The organism is Myxococcus sp. CA023, from assembly GCF_010998615.1.
Lineage (GTDB): Bacteria > Myxococcota > Myxococcia > Myxococcales > Myxococcaceae > Myxococcus.
On record NZ_JAAEAH010000049.1, the window covers coordinates 38,381 to 56,471 of the forward strand.

The following is an 18,091-nucleotide window of genomic DNA, read 5'->3' on the forward strand; positions in this document are numbered from 1 at the left end:
GCACGGGCGCGCCCACGACACCACGGCCTCGAAACCGTGCGGACAGGCCAGAGCACGGCAGCTCGCGCGGCGACACCGTCCGTGACAGCGCGCTGTCAGACTACCTGGCGCGCTGCAATGAGCTGGGCGCGATGGAGGGCCCGCTGGGTGCGCGCGCGCTCAACCCCGCACTGCGGCCCGTGCTGGAGGCCCTCCACCACGTACTCGCAGGCGGCGAGGTGTCGGTGCAACTGCTCCAGCGCGGCAATGCGGACATCGTCAACGAACTGAACCTCCGGGCCGAACGCGCCACCGAGGAGTCGTCCAGCCTGGGTACGGCGGGTGACATCCTGTCCGCCACCGTATGAGTCCGCGCTCCGCCGGGCGACAGGCCCTCCTGTCCTCGTTCCGGCGGTGGACGCGCGCCCAGGATGCCGCGGAGGTGCTGGCCGCCTCGGGCCTGGGCGCGTGGCTCGCGCTATGCGCCTTCGTGCCGAGCCTGCTGGCCGTGACGGCCTGGGCCCCCGGCGCGCGGAGCTTCTTCGGCATCCACTTCGGCACCGCGCTGCTGTGCGCCGTGCCCATGTTGACCAGCGGCGTCCTGTTCTCGCTCGTCCACCGGCGGCGCCGCCGCATCGAGCCCTGGGGCTGGGTGTGGCTCATCTTCAGCGTGGCGGCGATGCACTTCTTCGTGGCCGCGCTGATGGCGCTGTCGGCGCCGCCAGGGGCCGCCGTCATCGCCTCGCTGTTCCTCTTCGCCACCGCCTTCCATGGCCGGCTGCACCGGGTGACGCCGCGCCAGCCCTTCCTGGCCCTGGGCACCGCGCTGGCGCTGGCGCTGGCCCTGCCCCTGCGCGGCAGCGACGAACACCTGGCCCTCTTCGGCGTCATCGGCCCCGCGGCGCTCACCGCCCAGCTCTACCTGGGGACCTTCGCCGTGCAGCATGACCGGGCCCGCGCGGACGCGGAGCGCCTGCGCGCCGCCGTGCACGCGCAACTGCTGGAGCAGCAGGAGCGCGACGTGGGCCGCCTGTCGCAGGCGCTGTCGGAAATCCTGGGCTACCACCACGACATCGACAACGCGCTCATGGCGGCGGGCAGCGCGGCGGACATGCTGGCCGTGGTGGGCGCGCACCGCCCGGGCCCCGGCCGCACCGAGTTCGACGACCTGCTCCGGCAGCTCAACGACAACCTGACGCAGATACGGGACATGATGATGGACGCCCGCAACAAGGGGCGTCGCCATGCCGGCATGGAGCCGGAGCCCGTGGAGCTGGCGCCGGTGCTGGACTCGGTGCAGGCCAGCGTGGGCCTGCGCTTCCCGGACGTGGACATCCAGGTGGAGGTGGAGCAGCCCTCCCCGCCCCTGCGCGCCCTGATGCGCGGCGGCGTACCCACGCTGCGCCGCGTGGTGGAGAACCTGGTGCTCAACGCCTGCGAGGGCAACGGCGAGGAAGGCGCGGCGCGGGTCCACATCCATGCGCGCGTGGAGTCGCTCAGCGGGCGCCTGGAGGTCACCATCACGGATGATGGCCCCGGCTTCCCGCCCGGCCAGCTCGTCCGCCCCGCCGAGGCGCTGTACACCAGCAAGTCCCACGCGACGGGCCTGGGCCTCTACACCAGCGAGTGCCTGCTGCGCGCCAGCGGCGGCATGCTGCACCGGCAGAACGCGGCAGGGGGCGGCGCCGTGCTCCGCATGGTCCTTCCCAGGGAGTACCGATGAGCGGCGGAGCCCTGTACCAGGAGTCGCTGCGCGCGCTTCGCCGGCTGGACTTGCCGGAGGTGTCGGAGCGGGACGTGCTCGCGGCGCTGGAGGCGGCGCAGCCGGGCCCCCTGTCCCTCTTCTACGAGGCGGGCGCGGAGGCCGGCCTACCGCGCGAGGCCCTGATGGCGCGCGGCGCCGGGCTCTTCCTCAGCTTCAGCGCGGGCAACCTCGCCGACGACCTCATCGACGGCGAGTGCACGTACCACGACCCACCCATCCGAGTGGGGCCGTGCGTGCAGTTCATCCTCCAGAACCTGGCCTTCGCCACGCTGTGCGGCGCGCAGGCGCAGCTGCCGGGCCCGGTGCTGGAAGAAGCGGTCCGCACCCTGGCGGTGGCCGCCGGCCCGCAGGCGCTGGAGGTGCGCGCCAACGACTGGACCGCGCCGTTGTTCCGCCAGGTGGCGGAGGGCATCGCCGGCCAGCAGTGGGCCGCGTACCTGCGCGTGTTGTGGGCGGGCACGGTGCTGGAGCCCCGCGCGGCGGCGGCGGGCCGGGCGCTGGGCGTGGCCGCGCACGTGGCGGAGGACATCCGCACGCGGGATGTGCGCTTCACCAGCATGCCCGGGGCGGACCGGCACGCGGTGGTGGCTTGGGCGCGCGCCGCCGCGCAGGCGCTGCGCCGACTGGACCTGCGCTGCCTGGACGCGGCGCTGCGCCGCATCGAACCGATGCTGCCAGAGGGGGAGTCATGAGAGCCGAAGCCGTGCAACCCGAGTGGAGACGCGACGAGGTGAGCGCGTACTACGAGGCGAAGACGGAGCGGCTGCTCCAACGCTATGGGCCCGGCCCACGCGTGCACTATCACTCCGGGCTGGTGGACGTGGTGCCGCCGCCCGGCGCGCCCTCGGAGGTGCTGCGCGACACGGTCCATTCCGCACAGGAAGCGCTGCTGGTGGAGCTGGCGCGCGCCGTGGGCCGCTTCCCAGACGGCGGCGAGGTGGTGGACGTCGGCTGTGGCCTGGGCGGCGGCGCGCTCTACTGGGCCACCGAGCATCAGGCGCACGTGACGGCGGTGACGAACGTGCCCTCGCATGTCGCGCTGGTGCGCGGCTTCGCGGAGGCCGCGGGCGTGAGCGCGCGCGTGCGTCCCATCCTCTGTGACGCCCTCTCCGTGCCGGGCCGCGCGGCCTTCGACGCGGTGGTGGCGGTGGAGAGCGCCTGCTACCTGCCGCGCGCCGAGTGGTTCCGCCGCACGCGGACGCTGCTGAAGCCAGGCGGCGTGCTGGCCATCGCCGACTGCTTCCTCTGCCGTCCGGAGCTGGCCCCCGGCTTTGACCGGTATTGGCGCACGCGCATCGGCTCGCTCGATGAGTACCTGTCCGCCGCGCACGCCGCGGGGTTGGAGCTGGAGGTACGCGACGACGTGTCCTCACGCGTGGTGGGCTTCTGGTCGCTGACACTGGAATTGATGGTGCATGAGCGCGCGTCGGCACACCCCTCCCAGCATCCCCTGCGTGCGCTCGCTCAGGCCGGCCGCGGCGAATCCAGCCGCGAGCACCTGCGCCTGCAGCAGGCGTTGATGGACGGCGGTCTGGAGTACGGGCTGCTCGTACTCCGGCGGGTGGACTGAGGACTCGCCCCACCTCCTGATTGAAGCGGGCCCCTGGCCGCCCGGCCGGAGCATGGGCGGACATGCGCAACGGTCGAGGGGGCGGGGTGCAACACGCGAGGGTCGCCTCCAGCCTTGGGCCAGTCGCTACTCAGGGAGGAAACGCGATGCAGGCTTTCAATCGGTGGATGGTGCTCGGTGCGGTGGCGGCGGCAATGGCCGTTACGGGATGCAGGGAACAGAACCGTGAAAAGCAAGGGACGACGACCACCCCGGGCATGGAGGGCACCGGCGGTAGCGGCCAGGGCACCCAGCCGCGCCCCAGCGACGGCACCGGCGGCACCGGTGGCTCCGGCCAGGAGATGCAGGGCTACGACGCCGGCACGGGCGGCTCTGGGATGATGAACGAGGACGCCGGCACCGGTGGCTCCGGGATGATGAACGACCACAACACCCAGGACACCGGGACGCACAGCCCCGAAGGTCAGCAGTAGCCCGCCTGCTCGCGACCCGCCGCGAGCAAGCACCCCACGGGGTCCGGGATGCTCCCGGGCCCCGCTCCGCTTCTGGGCCTTCGGCTCTGTCCTACCCGTCACACCCGTTCTGGCGGCGAGTCGACGCCACCCGGGCACAAAGGGAGGGGTCGCTGTCGGCCAGCGACCGTGCGTCCGGGCCGGAATGTCGGGTCACCCGCCCGCATCGGGTACGTTGTGCGGCGCGCCATGCCCTTCAAGTTCGTTCATGCCGCCGACCTGCACCTGGACACGCCTTTCCGGGGCGTCGCGACCCAGGGGCCGCTCCTGGGACGCTTCCAGGATTCGACGTTCCGAGCGCTCACGCGCATCACGGAGGTGTGCCTGCGAGAACGGGTGGCCTTCCTGCTGCTCGCCGGAGACCTCTTCGACGTGAAGGACCGCTCGGTGCGCGCGCGGCTGGCGCTGCGGCGCGAGCTGGGCCGGCTGGACGCGGCGGGCATCTCCACCTTCATCGTCCACGGCAACCATGACCCGCTGAGCGGAGACACCGGCGCGCTGGGGCTTCCGCCGTCGGTGAAGGTGTTCGGCCCGGACTGGGAAGAAGTGGAGGTGAAGCGCGAGGGCCGGAGACTGTGTCGCGTGCAGGGCATCTCCTATCCGGACGTGGAGGTGCGCGACGACCTCTCCGCGCGCTTCCGCCGCACCGGAGACGGCTTCAGCGTGGGACTGCTGCATGCCAACCTGGGCGGCGCGGAGGGCCACGCCAACTACGCGCCCTGCACCACCGCGGGTCTGGGCTCGCGCGGGCTGGACTACTGGGCGCTGGGCCACGTCCACACGCGCGCCGAGCATATGCTCCCCGGCGGCGGCGTGGCGGTGTACCCCGGCAACCCGCAGGGCCGGCACGCGAACGAAACCGGCCCGCGCGGCTGCATGCTGGTGGAGGTGGAGGACGGCGGCATGCGGCGGCGCTTCATCCCCGTGGACGGCGTGCGCTGGCACAAGCTGGAGGTGCCGTTGTCCGGCGTCAGCACGCTGGACGGACTGCTGGCCACGGCGATGGAAGGCGTGGAGGCACGCTGCGCGCCCGAACTGGACGGCCACGCGGTGCGACTCACCCTCACCGGAAGAGGTCCGCTGCACCGCGAGCTGGCCCGCCCTGGCGCGCTGGCACAGCTGGAGGTGGACCTGCGCGAACAGCTCGCGAGGAGTCACCCACCGGTGCTGCTGGAGTCGCTGCGAGACAGCAGCCGGCCGGAGGTGGACCTGGAGGCGGTGTGCGCGGCGGGCGGCTTCGCGCGCACGCTGCTGGACGAGGTGGGCTTCCTCGCGGAGGACCCGGCGGCACTGGCGCGGTTGTGGGAAGAGGAGGCCCTGGGCGCGCTGAGCCAGCGACTGAAGCGGCTGGGCGTGGACGCGCTGGAGGCGCCTCGCGCGGAGTGGGTGGTGCAGGCCGGGCTGCACGGCGTGGAGTCGCTGCACGAGGAGGAGACGTCATGAAGCCGGGGCTGCGCATCGACGCGCTGCGCGTGCTCGGCTTCGGCCGCTTCTCCGGCCTCACGCGCGACCTGGGACCGGGACTGCACCTGCTGTACGGCCCCAACGAGGCGGGGAAGAGCACGCTGCTGGCCTTCCTGCGCAGCATGCTGTTCGGCTTCGAGAAGCGCGGGCAACCGGAGCGCTACGAGCCGGCCCACGGCGGCGCGTTCGGCGGCGAGCTGACGCTGACCACCTACGCGGGACCGCTGCTGGTGCGCCGCATCGCGAGCCGGCGTTCGTCGGAGGGCGAGCTGTCGGTGCGCGACGCGGAGGGGAAGGAGCTCTCGAAGGAGTCGCTGGAGAGCGCGCTGGCCCACGTGTCGCGCGAGCTGTTCTTCGACGTGTTCGCCTTCCGCCTGGATGAACTGGCCGGCTTCGAGCGGCTCACCGAACAGCGAGGCGCCTCCGAGGCCCTGGTGGCCGCCAGCATGCGCGGCGCGCGCCGGTTGCCGGAGGTCATGGACCAGCTCCGCAAGAGTACCGAGGGCATCTACAAGCCCAACGGCGTGAAGCCTTCGCTGAACGAGACGCTGAAGGCCCTGGAGGACGTCCAGGCACGGCTGCGGCAGGAGGGAGACCGGCCCGCGCGCTACTTCGCGGAGAAGGAGCGGCTGGGCGCGCTGGTGGAGGAGCAACGGACGCTCGAAGCGGAGCTGCTGGAGACGGGGACGGGACTGGAGCGGCTGACGCGACTGGAGGCGGCGCTCGGGGACGTGGCGGCGCTGGCACAGGCCCGCGCCGAGCTGGCGACGCTGCCCGCGCTGGAGACCTTCCCCGAGGCAGGTGAGTCGCGGCTCGAGGACGGCCTGCACCGGCGCCGGAGCTATCGCGCGGAAGGCGCTCGGCTGGCGGAGCGACTGGCCACGGTGGAGGCCGGGCTGGAGCGGCTGTCCGCGCCGTCAGGGGTCCGTGGACGCGAGGAAGCACTGAACCAGGCCTTGGCGGCATACACCGAGGGCGCCGCGCTGCTGCGCGCCCTGCCCTCCCGACGGGCCGCCGTGGCGGAGAAGCAGCGGCAAGTGGAGTTGGCCTTGCGCGAGCTGGGCCTGCCCGTGGATGGGCCCGGTCTGCTGGCGCTGGACCTGAGCGTGAGCGTCCGCGTGACGCTGGAGGAACTGGCGCTCCGGCTGGGAGCGGCCGAGGTCGCGCATCGCGAGGCGGACGGCGCATGGGCCCGCGCCGTCTCGGAGCGCGAGCGGCTGGATGGCGCGCTGGCGCGGGTGAACGCCGAGCTGTCGACGCTGCCGGAGGAACGGGCGTCGCGAATTCGCCAGCAACAGGCGGGGCTGGGACGGTTGCGCACCGTGCGCGCGGAGATGGAGCGCCTGTCGGAGCAGCGGGCCGAGCTGCACCGGCAATTCGAGAGCGTCCGCACCCAGGGCGAGCCGCAGGCGACGGCGGCGGTGCTGCCCACGTGGTGGGTGCCAGCGGTCGCGGCGGTGGTGGTGGCGCTCGCGGTGACGGCGTGGCTGCTGGCGGGCAACGTGGTGGGCGCGCTGTGCCTCGTGGGCGGCTTGCTTCTAACGGGCGTGCTGGAGCTGGCCCGGCGCCGTGTGGAGACGGCGCGCGACGCGGATGTGGAGGCACAACGCGCGCGCCAGCGCTGGCGGCAGCAGGAAGAGGAGCGGCTGCGCGCGGCCTTGCTGGGTCTGTCCGCGCGAGAGGAACTGCTGCACCGTGAGTTGCTGTCTGCGGCGTCCGAGGCCGGACTCAACCTGGTCGCGACGGCGGCGGACATGGCGGCGCGGGAAGCCGTGCTGGCGGATGCGCTGGAGCGAGCGGGACGGCGGGAGCAGCTCCAGCGGGAACGAGAGACACTGCACGCCGAGCACACCGCCGCGCGACGCGAGGAGCACCGCGCGAGTGAGGCGGTGGGCGAAGCGGAGTCGCGGCAGGAACAGTTGGGCGCGGAGCTGACGGCCCTGCTGTCCGAGCGGCGCTTCCCTCCCACGTTGGCCGCGTCCGCGGCACTGACGTTGTGGCGCGACGCGGCGGCGCTCCGTCAGCGACTCCTGGACGTAGGCGCGGAGGAAGCCGCGCTCACGGTGGACGCGCAGGTCTGCGCCCTGGTGACGTCGCGGCTGTGGGCGGAGGCAGTGGTGGCGGAGCTCATCCCGGGCGCGACGGAGGCCCGCGAACTGGACGCCGGTGTCATGGAGCCCCTGGCGTCGCGGGTGGCGGCGGCGCTGGAAGCGGAGCGCGCGCAGAGCCTGGAGCGCAGGACGCTGGAAGAGCGGCGGCACGAACTGCGAGCGGAGAAGGCGCGACTGGACGGACTGTGCCACGACGAAGAAGCGGCGTTGGCGACGCTGCTGGCCGAAGGTGGCAGCGCCGACGAGGAGACCTTCCGCCGCCGCGCCGCGCAGGCACGCCGCTACGTGGAGCTGACGGGCCGGACGCGGGAGCTGTCACACCGCATCGAGGCGCGCACGGGCCTGTCGGAGACGCTCGCCCGGCAGGCGCTCATCGACGTGGGCGGCGAGCAGGGCCTGCGCGTAGAGCTGGAGTCCCTGCGCGACAGACAGGCGGAGGCCCAGGACCGGCTGAAGGCGGTGCTCACGGAGCGCGGCGCGCTCAGCCACCAGTTGGAGCAGTGGGAGAACGACGACGCGCTGGCGAAGCTCCGCATCGTCGAGGAGTCCCTGCGCGCACGGGCCTCCGAGTTGGCGAAGCAGTACGCGGCGGACCGGCTGACACTGGCACTGCTGGCCCGGGCGCGCCGCCGCTTCGAGGAGGAGCAGCAGCCGCGGGTGGTGCAGCTCGCCTCGGAGCACTTCGCCGCGCTCACTCAGGGCCGCTACCAGCGCGTCTTCATTCCCACGGGAGAGGAGCGTGAGCTGCGCGTGGGAGACGGCCAGCGCGATTGGAGCGCGGCGCAGCTCTCCCGAGGGACGCGCGAGCAGTTGTACCTCGCGTTCCGGCTGGCGGTGGTGCGCGACTTCGGCGAGACACGCGGGGCGCTGCCGCTCATCGTCGACGACGTGCTGGTGAACTTCGACCCGGAGCGGGCGCGAGGCGCCATCCACCTGCTGGCGAAGCTCTCCGAGCACCAGCAGGTCATCGCCTTCACCTGCCATCCTTGGCTGCGAGACGTCTTCGCCGCCGAGGGCGCGCGGGTGCAGGCACTGGACGCTTCCACGAGCGAACCGCCCGCGCCCGTGTCCGTGCTGAAGACGGGCTAGCCCAGCGAAGCGCCAGGATGACGTGCCCGGAACGTATCGGAGATACCGTCAGGCTCCGTCCCTGACGACGACCCCCCGAGCCATGACGACCACCGAGATGCAGAACCCCGAACGACAGGGGACGACAGGACTGCCCGACGGGCGCGTGTTGGGCTGGAGTGAGCGGGGTCCTCTCACAGGCAGGCCCGTGTTGCTCTGTCCGGGAGCGGCGACCAGCCGATGGTTGGGCTTTGGCTCGGCGGTGTTGGAGAAAACGGGCGTCCGGCTCATCTCCGTCGATAGACCAGGCCTGGGGGCGTCCACGCCCATGCCGCAGCGGAACCTCCTGGACTGGGCCAGTGACATCCGGAACTTCCGTGTTGCTCGGGCGCTGAACGGACTTCGCGCGGTGGGTTTCTCCCAGGGCGCGCCTTTCGCCCTCGCTTGCGCGGCCACGCAGGGGGTGGAGGCGGTCGCGCTCGTTTCAGGCGGGGACGAACTGGCACACCCGGCCGTGCGCGCACTTCTCCATCCTGACGTCGCGAAACTGGTGGACCTCACCGCCACGGAGCCCGCCCAAGCCGAGGCATTCTTCGCGGGGATGAGCGCTAAGATGATGTGGAACATGGTCATCGGCATGAGCCACGAAGCGGACCGTGCCGTGTACACCGAGCCACGTTTCTCCGAAGCGTACCGGCGCGCGCTGGATGAAGCCTTCTCACAAGGCACTGCGGGCTACGCACGAGACACCGTGCTGGCCATGTCCCGCTGGCCTTTCGAGCCCGAGTCCCTCTCCGTGCCGGTGGACCTCTGGTACGGCGGGCTCGACACCAGCCCTGTTCACTCACCCGACCATGGACAGACGCTCGCGACGAGGATTCCCACGGCCCGGCGCCGCGTGGAGCCAGACGCCGGGGGCGCACTGCTGTGGACGCATGCCGAGCCCATCCTCACGTCGCTGCTCGCCCGGTAGGCCCCGCGCGACACATTCAAGTACAAGCCCACCTGCCGCGAGCCTGTGGCACACTGCGCGCGCCATTCGACTCCTCTTCTCCATCGTCTTCTGGGCGTTCCTGATGCTCTCCAGCGCCGTGCTCTTCGTGGGCGCCGTGCTGGTCTGGCTCGTCACGCTGCCGTTCGACCGTAACGGGCGCGTCCTGCACCTGTATTCGTGCTTCTGGGCGCAGCTCTACTTCTACGTCAACCCGCTCTGGCACCTGGAGGTCGACGGCCGCGAACACCTGCCCTGGCGGGGCCCGGCCGTGCTCGTGTCCAACCACGAGTCGCTCGGCGACATCCTGGTCCTCTTCGGCCTCTACCGCCCCTTCAAGTGGGTCTCCAAGGCGTCGAACTTCAAGCTGCCGCTCATCGGCTGGAACATGCGGCTCAACCGCTATGTCCCCCTGGTGCGCGGTGACAAGGCGAGCATCACGAAGATGATGGCCGACTGCGAATACTGGCTGTCTCGCGGCGTGCCCATCCTCATGTTCCCCGAAGGCACGCGCTCCTCCGACGGCGTCGTGAAGCCCTTCAAGGACGGCGCCTTCGCGTTGGCCTTGAAGCAGCGCTGCCCCGTCATCCCCGTGGTCCTCACCGGCACCGCGCGCACCCTGCCCAAACACGGCCTGGTGCTGGAGACCACCGCCCGCTGCCACGTCCAGGTCATGCCCCCCGTCGACCTCAGCGCCTTCACCGACGTGGCGTCCCTGCGTGAGCACGTCCGGAATCTCATCGTCTCGGAAAAGGCACGCATCGAGGCGCTGACGCCCGGCGCCTGACGCATTCCTCCAGGCCCGCCCCTTTCACCGGCTCGGGAACCCAGGCAAAAATGCACGCCGGGTTCGAGGCGGGGCTCTCCAAGGAACGCGATGCGCAAACAGCCGGTGGTGATGGTCGCGCTCGGTGGGTTCGCGCTGGTGCTGGCCGTGGCGCTCGTCCATGGTCAGGACAACGAGGGTGCTGGCCCCCCCCGCTCCACCGCACAGCGAAGTGCGTCGCGACGCGACGTCGGCGAGCCCACGCCACCGCCGCGCGGCAACCACTCGCTCCGCGGCCGAGTGCTCGACCCGCAGCGCCACCCCGCGGCGGGCATCCAGCTCTCCGCCACGCGGGAGATGCCCAGCGAGTCCCTGTCCGCGCGCCCCTGTGACACACGTGCCCCGGGCCTGCCGCTGTCCTCCAGCAGCTGCATCGGCGAGCCCGAGGAATTGGTGCGCGAGCTCGTCGAAGTGGGCCACGGCGACACGCCCGTGGTGGCCCAGGGCGCCACCTCCGCGGACGGGACATTCCTGCTCGAAGGACTGCCCGAGGGCACCGTGGCGCTGTGGGCCATCGGGGAGCGGCACGCCACGCTGGCGCTGGACGTCCGCACCGGCACGCAAGACGTGGAGCTCGTCCTCGAAACGGGCCACTTCCTTCCCGGCCGCGTCATCGCCGAATCCGGCGCACCGCTGCCCGGTGCACGGCTGACGCTCTTCCACCAGGACCACTCCCGCTTCTTCGACGCCCAGGCTGGCGCGGACGGCCGCTTCGCGTTCGGCCCGTTGCCGCCGGGCGCCTACTCCGTCGTCGCCACCCACGAGGGCCTGCTGACGGACTCCCTCCAGAATGTGGACGCGGCGAAGCTCGACCCCATCGTCCTCCATCCGCCGCGGCGGCTGTCCGGGCGCGTGCTCGCCCAGGACAAGCCGGTGTCCGGCGCGGAGGTCCACGTGCCGTACACGTCGTCTGTCACCGTGACGGACGACCAAGGCCGCTTCTCCTTCGAGCCGCTCTCGCCGGGCGACTACGAGGTACGCGCCGAGCACCAGGGCGAGCACGGCTTCGCCACGGTGACACTGACCGAGGAAAGCGGGGACGCGGACACCACCGTGCGGCTGGGCACGCTCGTCTACCTGGAAGGCACCGTGCGCGACGAGTCCGGGCGCCCCATTCCCCAAGCCACCGTGGGGGCCGGCGCGGCGAGGGGACGGTCCCCTCCCGTGGACTACGTCACCACGACGGCGGACGGCCGGTTCAGGCTAGGGCCGCTGCGGCTGGAGCCCTACATCTTCAACGTCATGGCCTCCGGTTTCCTGGGCCTGCTCCATGACGCCGTCGCCGCCCCAGGCCATCGTCTGGACTTCACCCTCCAGAGCGCACACCTCGTCCAGGGCACCGTCACCGACGCCCAGGGCAATCCCGTGCCCGGCGTGGACATCGACCTGGACGAGGAGACGCGCACCGAGTCCGAGACAGACCTCCGCAGCGTGGACGCCACGACCTCGGACGAGCACGGACGCTTCGAGCTCACGTTCCCCGAAGCCGGGCGCTACACACTCGCCTTCAGCAACGATGACCACTTGGATGAGCAGGTCACGGTGAACGCGCCTGACACGGCGCTCCACGTGGTGCTGCGCGGGGCGGGCCGGGTGGAGGGCACCGTCACCAGCGCACAGGGAGTGCCCCTCGACCGCATGATGCTCAGTCTCGTGGACAACAGCGACGCACCGTCCTCACTCGAGACCATCTCAGACGAAGAAGGGCGCTTCATCATCGTCAGCGTGGCCCCGGGCACCTACACCCTGAAGGCCGGGGTGGACAGCAGCGCCATCGAGCACGCGACGCCGCACACCGTCACCGTGCGCGGCACCGAGACCGTGAAGACCACCCTGCGGCTGGAGACCGGAGAGCCCGTCTCCGGCATCGTCGTGGACGAGCTCGGGCGCCCGGTGGCGAACGCGACGGTGGACGCGACCTCCCCCTCGAAACGATGGAAAGCCGTCCACCCCGTCCTCACGACCAGTGACGCGGAGGGCCGCTTCGTCCTGCACTCGCTGCCGGAGGGCGAGTGCTCGCTGCGCGTGTCGAAAGAGGGCTACAAGTTCGAAGCCACCGAGCCCCGCGTCCCCAACATGTCCCCGCCCTCGGTCCTCGCCAGGTCGGGGGCTCGCGACGTGCGGCTGGTGCTGCGGAGCCAGGGCCGCATCCGTGGCCGCGTGGTGCGCGGGGATGGCTCGCCCATCACCCGCTTCACCATCAACCATGATCCCTTCCGGGACCCGGAGGGGGCCTTCATGCTCTCCCCCCGCGACGAGGGTGAGCTGCGGTTGACCTTCGAGGCCCCCGGGCTGACGCGCGCCGTGCGCGACGTGAAGGTCTCCGCGGGCGAGGACCTGGACCTGGGACAGGTGCGGCTGGAGGCTGGGCGCAACGTCCGCGGCCGGGTGGTGGACGCGGCGACGTCGAAGCCCATCGAGGATGCCATCGTCGAGGTCCACCTGCCGGGTGAAGGTGGCGCGTTGGAGGAAGTCACCGCGCTGGCCGTGGACGTCTCCCAACCGGATGGCACCTTCGCCTTCCCACTGCTGGAAGCGCGCCCGCTGGACGTGCTGGTCCAGACGAACCAGGGTCACCCCATCATGCGCCATCGGATTGGCACGGGTGACGAAGCCCTGGAGTTGCAGGTGTATCCGGGCGCCCAGGTGGACGGCACCCTGAAGGACCGCGACGGGAAGCCCGCGGAAGCCATCGTGCAGCTCGTGGCCAACGACGGGGACTACTCCGCCTCGGTGGACGAAGCGTTGGGGACGTTCCAGGCCCGGAACGTCCCGGCGGGCACCTACACGCTGTCGGCTTCCATGGGACAGAACGCGGAAGGCCGCAGCGTGGCCTTCCTTCCGCAGCGCGTGAAGGTCCCCCCCATGGGGAAGGTGACGTTCGCCTTCACGGAAGCCACCGGTGGCGGCACGATGCGACTCGGCGTCCGGATGCCTCCGGTCAAGCCGGACGTGGGGACCTACCAGGCGCTGCTGTCGGGCACGGTGCCACCGACCGTGTCCGGCCGGGAGCTGCGCACGCGGGCCCGCTTCGGAGACATCCGAGCGTCCACGAAGAGCCAGGAGGGCGTGTTGGTGTACGAGCAGCTCCCGGCTGGGGCGTACACGTTCATCGTCCTGCTGGAAGAGGAGAAGCCCGCCCGCTTCACCGTCCACCGGGAGGAGCTCTTCCTCGCGGAGGGGGAGACGCTGGAGCGGGACATCCAGGTAACACCACGGCCCCTGCCCTGAGCGCGAGTGCGATTATCGGTTGTCCCAGCCCACGCCTAGAGTGAAGCGGATGAGCGACAAGCGCCCCCTGGCGGACACGACCGAGCTGGAGCTGGACTGGCGTGGCCGCGCCCCCCGCAAGCCGGAGGCGCCCTCCAGCGCGGCCTTGGAACCGCTTTCCGAGGTCGAGGTGCCGTCCGGCGCGGGCAAGGGGCTCCCGGGCGACCCGCGCCACATGAGCACCGAGCTGCGCCAGTCGGTGCAGGGGATGATGGAGACGCCCGCGCTGCGCATGCGGCAGATGCGCGAAGGCCTGGAGGTTTTCTTCGGCGCCCAGACGCGCAACCGCTACGAGGTGTGCGACGACACGGGGCGCGTCGCGCTGTACGTGGAGGAGGAGGCCCGTGGCTTCGGCGCCATGCTCCGGCGGACCTTCTCGCCCTTCTACAAGGCCCGGATGGAGTGCATGACGCTGGGCGGCATCGTGGCGCTCGTGGTGGAGCGTCCCTGGAGCATCCTCCTCACGAAGGCGGACATCCTGGCTTGGGACGGCCGGCTGATGGCGCGCATCCAGCAGCGCTTCACCCTGTTGGGACGCCACCTGGACATCGTCACGCCCGGCGGCGCCGTCATCGCCACCGTGAAGGGCCCGCTCTTCAGACCCTGGACCTTCCGTATCTTCCAGAATGACGTGGAAGTGGCCGTGGTCCGCAAACGCCGGAGTGGCTTCCTCCAGGAAAGCTTCTCCGCCGCGGACACCTTCACCCTCGACTTCCAGCCCCAGTGCACCGACTTCCGGCTGCGGCAGCTGGTGCTGGCCGTCGCCCTGCTCGTCGACCTGACGTACTTCGAGAACAACAGCCCCCGCGCCGCCCTGGGCCCGGGGCTGGACCTGTTCGACGCGTTGATGTTCTGGAAGAAGTAGCGTGGTAAATCCCCCTCCATGTCCACGTCCACGAGCGATGCGCTGAGCGCGGCAGACCTGGAGCGGCTGGTCCGCGCCGAGTCCCCTGACCTGGCCGATGCCGTCCTCGCCCTGCTCGAGCAGCCCGAGCAGACGCCGGAGAAGCCGCTGCCGAAGGATGCCTTCACCTTCGACGCGCTCCTCCGGACGCTCACCCAGGCCCGGGCGCACTACGAGTCGGACGGGCGGCGTCAGGCCTCCTCCGAGGCGTGGCAGCGCTACCTGGCGCAGCAGGACGTGCCCCGCCCTCCCCGCCTGGCCCTGGCCGACCTGCTGGTGGCGCTCTACCAGCGCGGCACCCAGGCCTCGCGCGCGGCGCTGATGGACATCGCCCGCCGCGCGGACCTGCGCTTCGGCCTGTGGGGCGGACTCAAGCGCATCTACAAGCTGGCGGAGGCCAACCACGACGCGGAGCTGTTCGGCGTGCTCGCCTGGCGCTTCGACGTGGAGCGCCACCGCCCCAGCGCCAGCCGGGAAGTCTCCGGCGGCACCCTCACCTACCTGCGCCGCCGCGCCTGGCGCTACCTGCGCCACCTGGGCGCCGCCGTGCCGGAGCTCTACCCGCAGTTCGCGGTGGAGGTGCTGCGCCACTACGCGACGGACACCTCCTGGTACGGCGTCTGGGTGGCCCACCACATCTGGGCGCACGGCAGCGGCAAGTACACGCAGGACTCCTTCGCCATGCCGCCGCCGGGCGACATGGTGAAGCACCGCGCCTTCCCGGACGCGTGGAAGCGCTCGCCGGACGCGCTGATGCGCCTGCTGGACGTGTGTGAGTCGGACCCCGCCGCCAGCTTCGCCATCCAGGGCCTGCGCAAGGACTTCCCGGAGGCGCTGCGCAAAGTGACGCCCGCGTGGCTGGACCGGCTCGCCCGCCGGCCGCTGGGCAGCGCGCACGACTTCCTGGTGGAGACGCTGCAGGGCTCGCCCGAGTTCCACCAGGGCCGGCTGCGTGAGCTCGGCCTGCATGAGGCGGTGCTGGCGCTGCTCCTGTCTCCCAGCGCCAAGGCCCGCGCCTACGCCATCGAGTACGCCCGCGCCCACGCGCAGGACCTGCCGGCGGAGCGCCTGGAGGAGCTGGTGGCCCAGGGCGCCCCGGACGTGAAGTCCTTCGCCGCGGCCACGCTGGAGAAGCGCAACCCGCGCGAGCTGGGCGTGGCGCTGCTGGGGCGGCTCCTGCAGCACAAGGCCACCTCGTCCTTCGCGGCGGGCGCGCTGGCGCAGTCGTTCGACCGGGCGGAGCTGCCCGCGGACTTCCTGCGCGACATGTACCTGGGCACCGGTGAGCAGCTCAACTGGGTGAAGGGCTTCATCAGCTCCAAGTACGGCGCCACCGAGCTGCCCGCGGACTTCTGGAAGGCGCTGCTGGACGACCCGCGGCTGCAGAAGAAGCCCCACCCCGTGGAAGGACTGGCGATGCGGGCGCTGTCGGCCTACCCAGCCGCTGCCATCGGTCCGGAGTGGCTGCTGGAGAAGGCCGCCCATCCCCGCATCAGCAACATGGCGACCCAGGCGCTCATGCGCGCGGACAGCCTGCCCGGGCTGGACGTGGAGCAGGTGAAGGCGCGCGTCTTCAGCGCGAAGTACCGAGGCGTGGCGCTGGGCCTGCTGGGCAACCGCAAACTGTTCACCGCGCGCCAGCTCACCGTGCCCTGGCTGCTGGCGCTGGCCCGCCGCGCCGACCCGGAGCTGCACGGCTTCGCGCACCGCTACCTGCTGGAGAACGTGGCCCCCGCGGACTTCAGCGATTCGGGCGACGCGGCCGCGGGCCTGGAGCGCCTCTTCGAGCTGGCCCTGGGCGCGAAGCAGCCGGTGCCCGTGCGCGCCTTCGCGCAGACGTACCTGCGCTGCCACCACCCCGTCATCGGGCCGGAGCAGCCGGAGTCGAAGTCCTACAACCTCAAGCCCCGCGCGCCGCGCAAGGCGTACACGCCGGAGCTGCTGTGGCCCGCGCTCACCGATTCGCGGGACGACGTGCGCCGCTTCGCCCTGGCCATTGCCCGCGCGGAGCTGCGCGCCTGGGGCTGGCACACGCGCGTGTACGAGCTGGCGGACGCCGAGGCGAAGGAGGTCCGCAACCTGGCCTATGACGCCCTGCTGCGCGCGGGCGAGGAAGGCGCGGACGCCCGGCACACGCTCCAGCCGGAGGAGCTGGACCCGGTGAAGGTGTTCTCCCTCACGGAGAGCACCAAGCGCAGCACGCGCGAGGTCGCGGTGGAGCTCATCCGCCGGCACTACGCGCGGCTGGGCGGCGCCGAGCGGCTCGCGTGGCTGATGCAGAGCGCGGACCGCGAAGTGGGCCTGTTCGCGGTGCGGCTCCTCTGGGAGAAGCACCGCCCCACGCACCTCCCGGAGGGGTGGAAGCCCGCGGGCGCCAAGGAGGCCCCGGCCGCCAGTGGCACGGAGCGCTTCGCCAACGTGGACGCGCTGCGCACCTTCCTGCGGAAGATGCTCTTCGGCCTGCCGCCGGGCCGCGCCAAGGAGGCCCGCGAGGGCGAGGTGCAAAAGCGCCTATCCGCCAGCGTGGCCAAGCGCCGCGTCATCGAACTGGTGCGCGACCTGGGCCTGGACGACGCGGCCTTCGCCCGCGTGGTGGCCCCGGTGCTGGAGGAGTTCACCGGCTCGCTGGCCAAGGGGGAATGGCAGAGCTGCCTCGCCTCACTGGTGCAGCTGCGGGCCGCGCACCCGGATGCCCAACTCGGAAGCGCCTGAGCAGATTGAACGCCCATGCTGCTCGATGAACTGCTGAATGGCTTTCCGCGGGAGCGCTTCCTCCAGGAGCACTACCAGCGGCGTCCCTTCACCGGCGCTTCCGCCGCGGAGCGCCTCCAGCGCCTGGGGACTTGGGAGACCATCGACTTCCTCGTCGAGGAGACGGCCTGCGACGTGCTGCTCGCGCGCCAGGGCGTGCCCTACCCGGGAGACAGGCCCACGACAGCGAAGGCGGCGCGGGAGCTGTTCGCACAGGGCTACACGCTCGCGCTGCGGCAGCCGGACCTGCACCACCCGGACCTGGCCCAGCTGGCGCGCGCTTTCAGCGCGGAGCTGCACGGCCGCATCAACCTGCACATCTACTGCACGCCCGCGGGGCACCACGGCTTCGGCTGGCACTGTGACCCGGAGGAGGTGTTCATCCTCCAGACGGCGGGCCGCAAGGACTACCTGCTGCGGGAGAACACGCTCCACCCCGTGCCCCTGCCGGAGTCCGTGCCCAGCGGCTCCCTGGCGGCGCAGGAGAAGACGCCCGTGGAGACGCACTCGCTGGGCGCCGGGGACTTCATCTACATCCCAGGCGGGCACTGGCACATGGCGCAGGCAACCGAGGAGGCGCTGTCCATCTCCATCGGCCTGATGCCGCCCACGCTCCTGGACCTCCTCGACGGGGTGAGGGCCGCGCTGGCCAGCAGCCCGGTGTGGCGGCGGCGGATGCCCTCGCTGGGGCGTGCGTCCACCCTGGACGACCCGAGCAAACTGGCGCTGCTGCGGACGTTGCTGTCGGAGCTGGGCGGTGAACTCCAGCGCCAGCTCGCCGACCCCGGCTACCCCCTGCGCTTCCTCGCGCAGACGGCCCGGTTCTATCTGCGCTCCACGGGAATCCGGGGCAACGGGCGCTGACGGCGCGCGGCACCGC

The 18,091-nt window shown here is 71.7% G+C and carries 13 protein-coding genes; all 13 read left to right on the plus strand.

Annotation, left to right across the window (positions count from 1 at the left end; genetic code table 11):
- Positions 1-131 precede the first annotated feature (131 nt).
- Entirely contained in the window at positions 132-347 is a 216-nt protein-coding gene (locus F8M74_RS21795) for a hypothetical protein (protein ID WP_141253299.1), read from the plus strand.
- A complete protein-coding gene (locus F8M74_RS21800) occupies positions 344-1,702 on the plus strand; it encodes a sensor histidine kinase KdpD (protein ID WP_141253298.1) in 1,359 nt (452 codons plus the stop codon). Before F8M74_RS21795 ends, F8M74_RS21800 begins: the two co-directional genes overlap by 4 nt.
- On the plus strand, positions 1,699-2,436 hold the full coding sequence (locus tag F8M74_RS21805) for a hypothetical protein (RefSeq protein WP_141253297.1): 738 nt from the start codon (positions 1,699-1,701) through the stop codon (positions 2,434-2,436). The genes F8M74_RS21800 and F8M74_RS21805 overlap by 4 nt, the downstream gene beginning before the upstream one ends.
- Positions 2,433-3,314, plus strand: a complete 882-nt coding sequence (locus tag F8M74_RS21810; RefSeq protein ID WP_141253296.1) for a cyclopropane-fatty-acyl-phospholipid synthase family protein — start codon at positions 2,433-2,435, stop codon at positions 3,312-3,314. Before F8M74_RS21805 ends, F8M74_RS21810 begins: the two co-directional genes overlap by 4 nt.
- 146 nt (positions 3,315-3,460) lie before the next feature.
- Positions 3,461-3,787, plus strand: coding sequence for a hypothetical protein (locus tag F8M74_RS21815; protein ID WP_141253295.1), 327 nt, complete (start codon positions 3,461-3,463; stop codon positions 3,785-3,787).
- 228 nt (positions 3,788-4,015) lie between these two features.
- A complete protein-coding gene (locus F8M74_RS21820) occupies positions 4,016-5,269 on the plus strand; it encodes a DNA repair exonuclease (protein WP_171410322.1) in 1,254 nt (417 codons plus the stop codon).
- Positions 5,266-8,490 (plus strand): AAA family ATPase, encoded by a 3,225-nt coding sequence (locus F8M74_RS21825; RefSeq protein ID WP_141253293.1) that lies wholly within the window; start codon positions 5,266-5,268, stop codon positions 8,488-8,490. Before F8M74_RS21820 ends, F8M74_RS21825 begins: the two co-directional genes overlap by 4 nt.
- A gap of 82 nt (positions 8,491-8,572) precedes the next feature.
- On the plus strand, positions 8,573-9,442 hold the full coding sequence (locus F8M74_RS21830; RefSeq protein ID WP_228559255.1) for an alpha/beta fold hydrolase: 870 nt from the start codon (positions 8,573-8,575) through the stop codon (positions 9,440-9,442).
- A 103-nt stretch (positions 9,443-9,545) separates the two neighbouring features.
- Positions 9,546-10,247 (plus strand): 1-acyl-sn-glycerol-3-phosphate acyltransferase, encoded by a 702-nt coding sequence (locus F8M74_RS21835; protein WP_141253292.1) that lies wholly within the window; start codon positions 9,546-9,548, stop codon positions 10,245-10,247.
- A gap of 90 nt (positions 10,248-10,337) precedes the next feature.
- Positions 10,338-13,517 (plus strand): carboxypeptidase-like regulatory domain-containing protein, encoded by a 3,180-nt coding sequence (locus F8M74_RS21840; RefSeq protein ID WP_141253291.1) that lies wholly within the window; start codon positions 10,338-10,340, stop codon positions 13,515-13,517.
- Positions 13,518-13,566: 49 nt separating this feature from the next.
- Positions 13,567-14,421: a phospholipid scramblase-related protein gene (locus F8M74_RS21845; RefSeq protein WP_228559253.1), complete on the plus strand. Its 855-nt coding sequence runs from the start codon at positions 13,567-13,569 to the stop codon at positions 14,419-14,421.
- Between the two features lie 18 nt (positions 14,422-14,439).
- On the plus strand, positions 14,440-17,172 hold the full coding sequence (locus tag F8M74_RS21850) for a hypothetical protein (RefSeq protein WP_141253289.1): 2,733 nt from the start codon (positions 14,440-14,442) through the stop codon (positions 17,170-17,172).
- A gap of 15 nt (positions 17,173-17,187) precedes the next feature.
- Entirely contained in the window at positions 17,188-18,075 is an 888-nt protein-coding gene (locus tag F8M74_RS21855; RefSeq protein ID WP_141253288.1) for a cupin domain-containing protein, read from the plus strand.
- The last annotated feature ends 16 nt before the right edge of the window (positions 18,076-18,091 follow it).

Coding starts and splice junctions, on each gene's coding strand:
- F8M74_RS21795 (WP_141253299.1), top strand. CDS start 132: ATGGAGGGCCCGCTGGGTGCGCGCGCGCTCAACCCCGCACTGCGGCCC.
- F8M74_RS21800 (WP_141253298.1), top strand. CDS start 344: ATGAGTCCGCGCTCCGCCGGGCGACAGGCCCTCCTGTCCTCGTTCCGG.
- F8M74_RS21805 (WP_141253297.1), top strand. CDS start 1,699: ATGAGCGGCGGAGCCCTGTACCAGGAGTCGCTGCGCGCGCTTCGCCGG.
- F8M74_RS21810 (WP_141253296.1), top strand. CDS start 2,433: ATGAGAGCCGAAGCCGTGCAACCCGAGTGGAGACGCGACGAGGTGAGC.
- F8M74_RS21815 (WP_141253295.1), top strand. CDS start 3,461: ATGCAGGCTTTCAATCGGTGGATGGTGCTCGGTGCGGTGGCGGCGGCA.
- F8M74_RS21820 (WP_171410322.1), top strand. CDS start 4,016: ATGCCCTTCAAGTTCGTTCATGCCGCCGACCTGCACCTGGACACGCCT.
- F8M74_RS21825 (WP_141253293.1), top strand. CDS start 5,266: ATGAAGCCGGGGCTGCGCATCGACGCGCTGCGCGTGCTCGGCTTCGGC.
- F8M74_RS21830 (WP_228559255.1), top strand. CDS start 8,573: ATGACGACCACCGAGATGCAGAACCCCGAACGACAGGGGACGACAGGA.
- F8M74_RS21835 (WP_141253292.1), top strand. CDS start 9,546: ATGCTCTCCAGCGCCGTGCTCTTCGTGGGCGCCGTGCTGGTCTGGCTC.
- F8M74_RS21840 (WP_141253291.1), top strand. CDS start 10,338: ATGCGCAAACAGCCGGTGGTGATGGTCGCGCTCGGTGGGTTCGCGCTG.
- F8M74_RS21845 (WP_228559253.1), top strand. CDS start 13,567: ATGAGCGACAAGCGCCCCCTGGCGGACACGACCGAGCTGGAGCTGGAC.
- F8M74_RS21850 (WP_141253289.1), top strand. CDS start 14,440: ATGTCCACGTCCACGAGCGATGCGCTGAGCGCGGCAGACCTGGAGCGG.
- F8M74_RS21855 (WP_141253288.1), top strand. CDS start 17,188: ATGCTGCTCGATGAACTGCTGAATGGCTTTCCGCGGGAGCGCTTCCTC.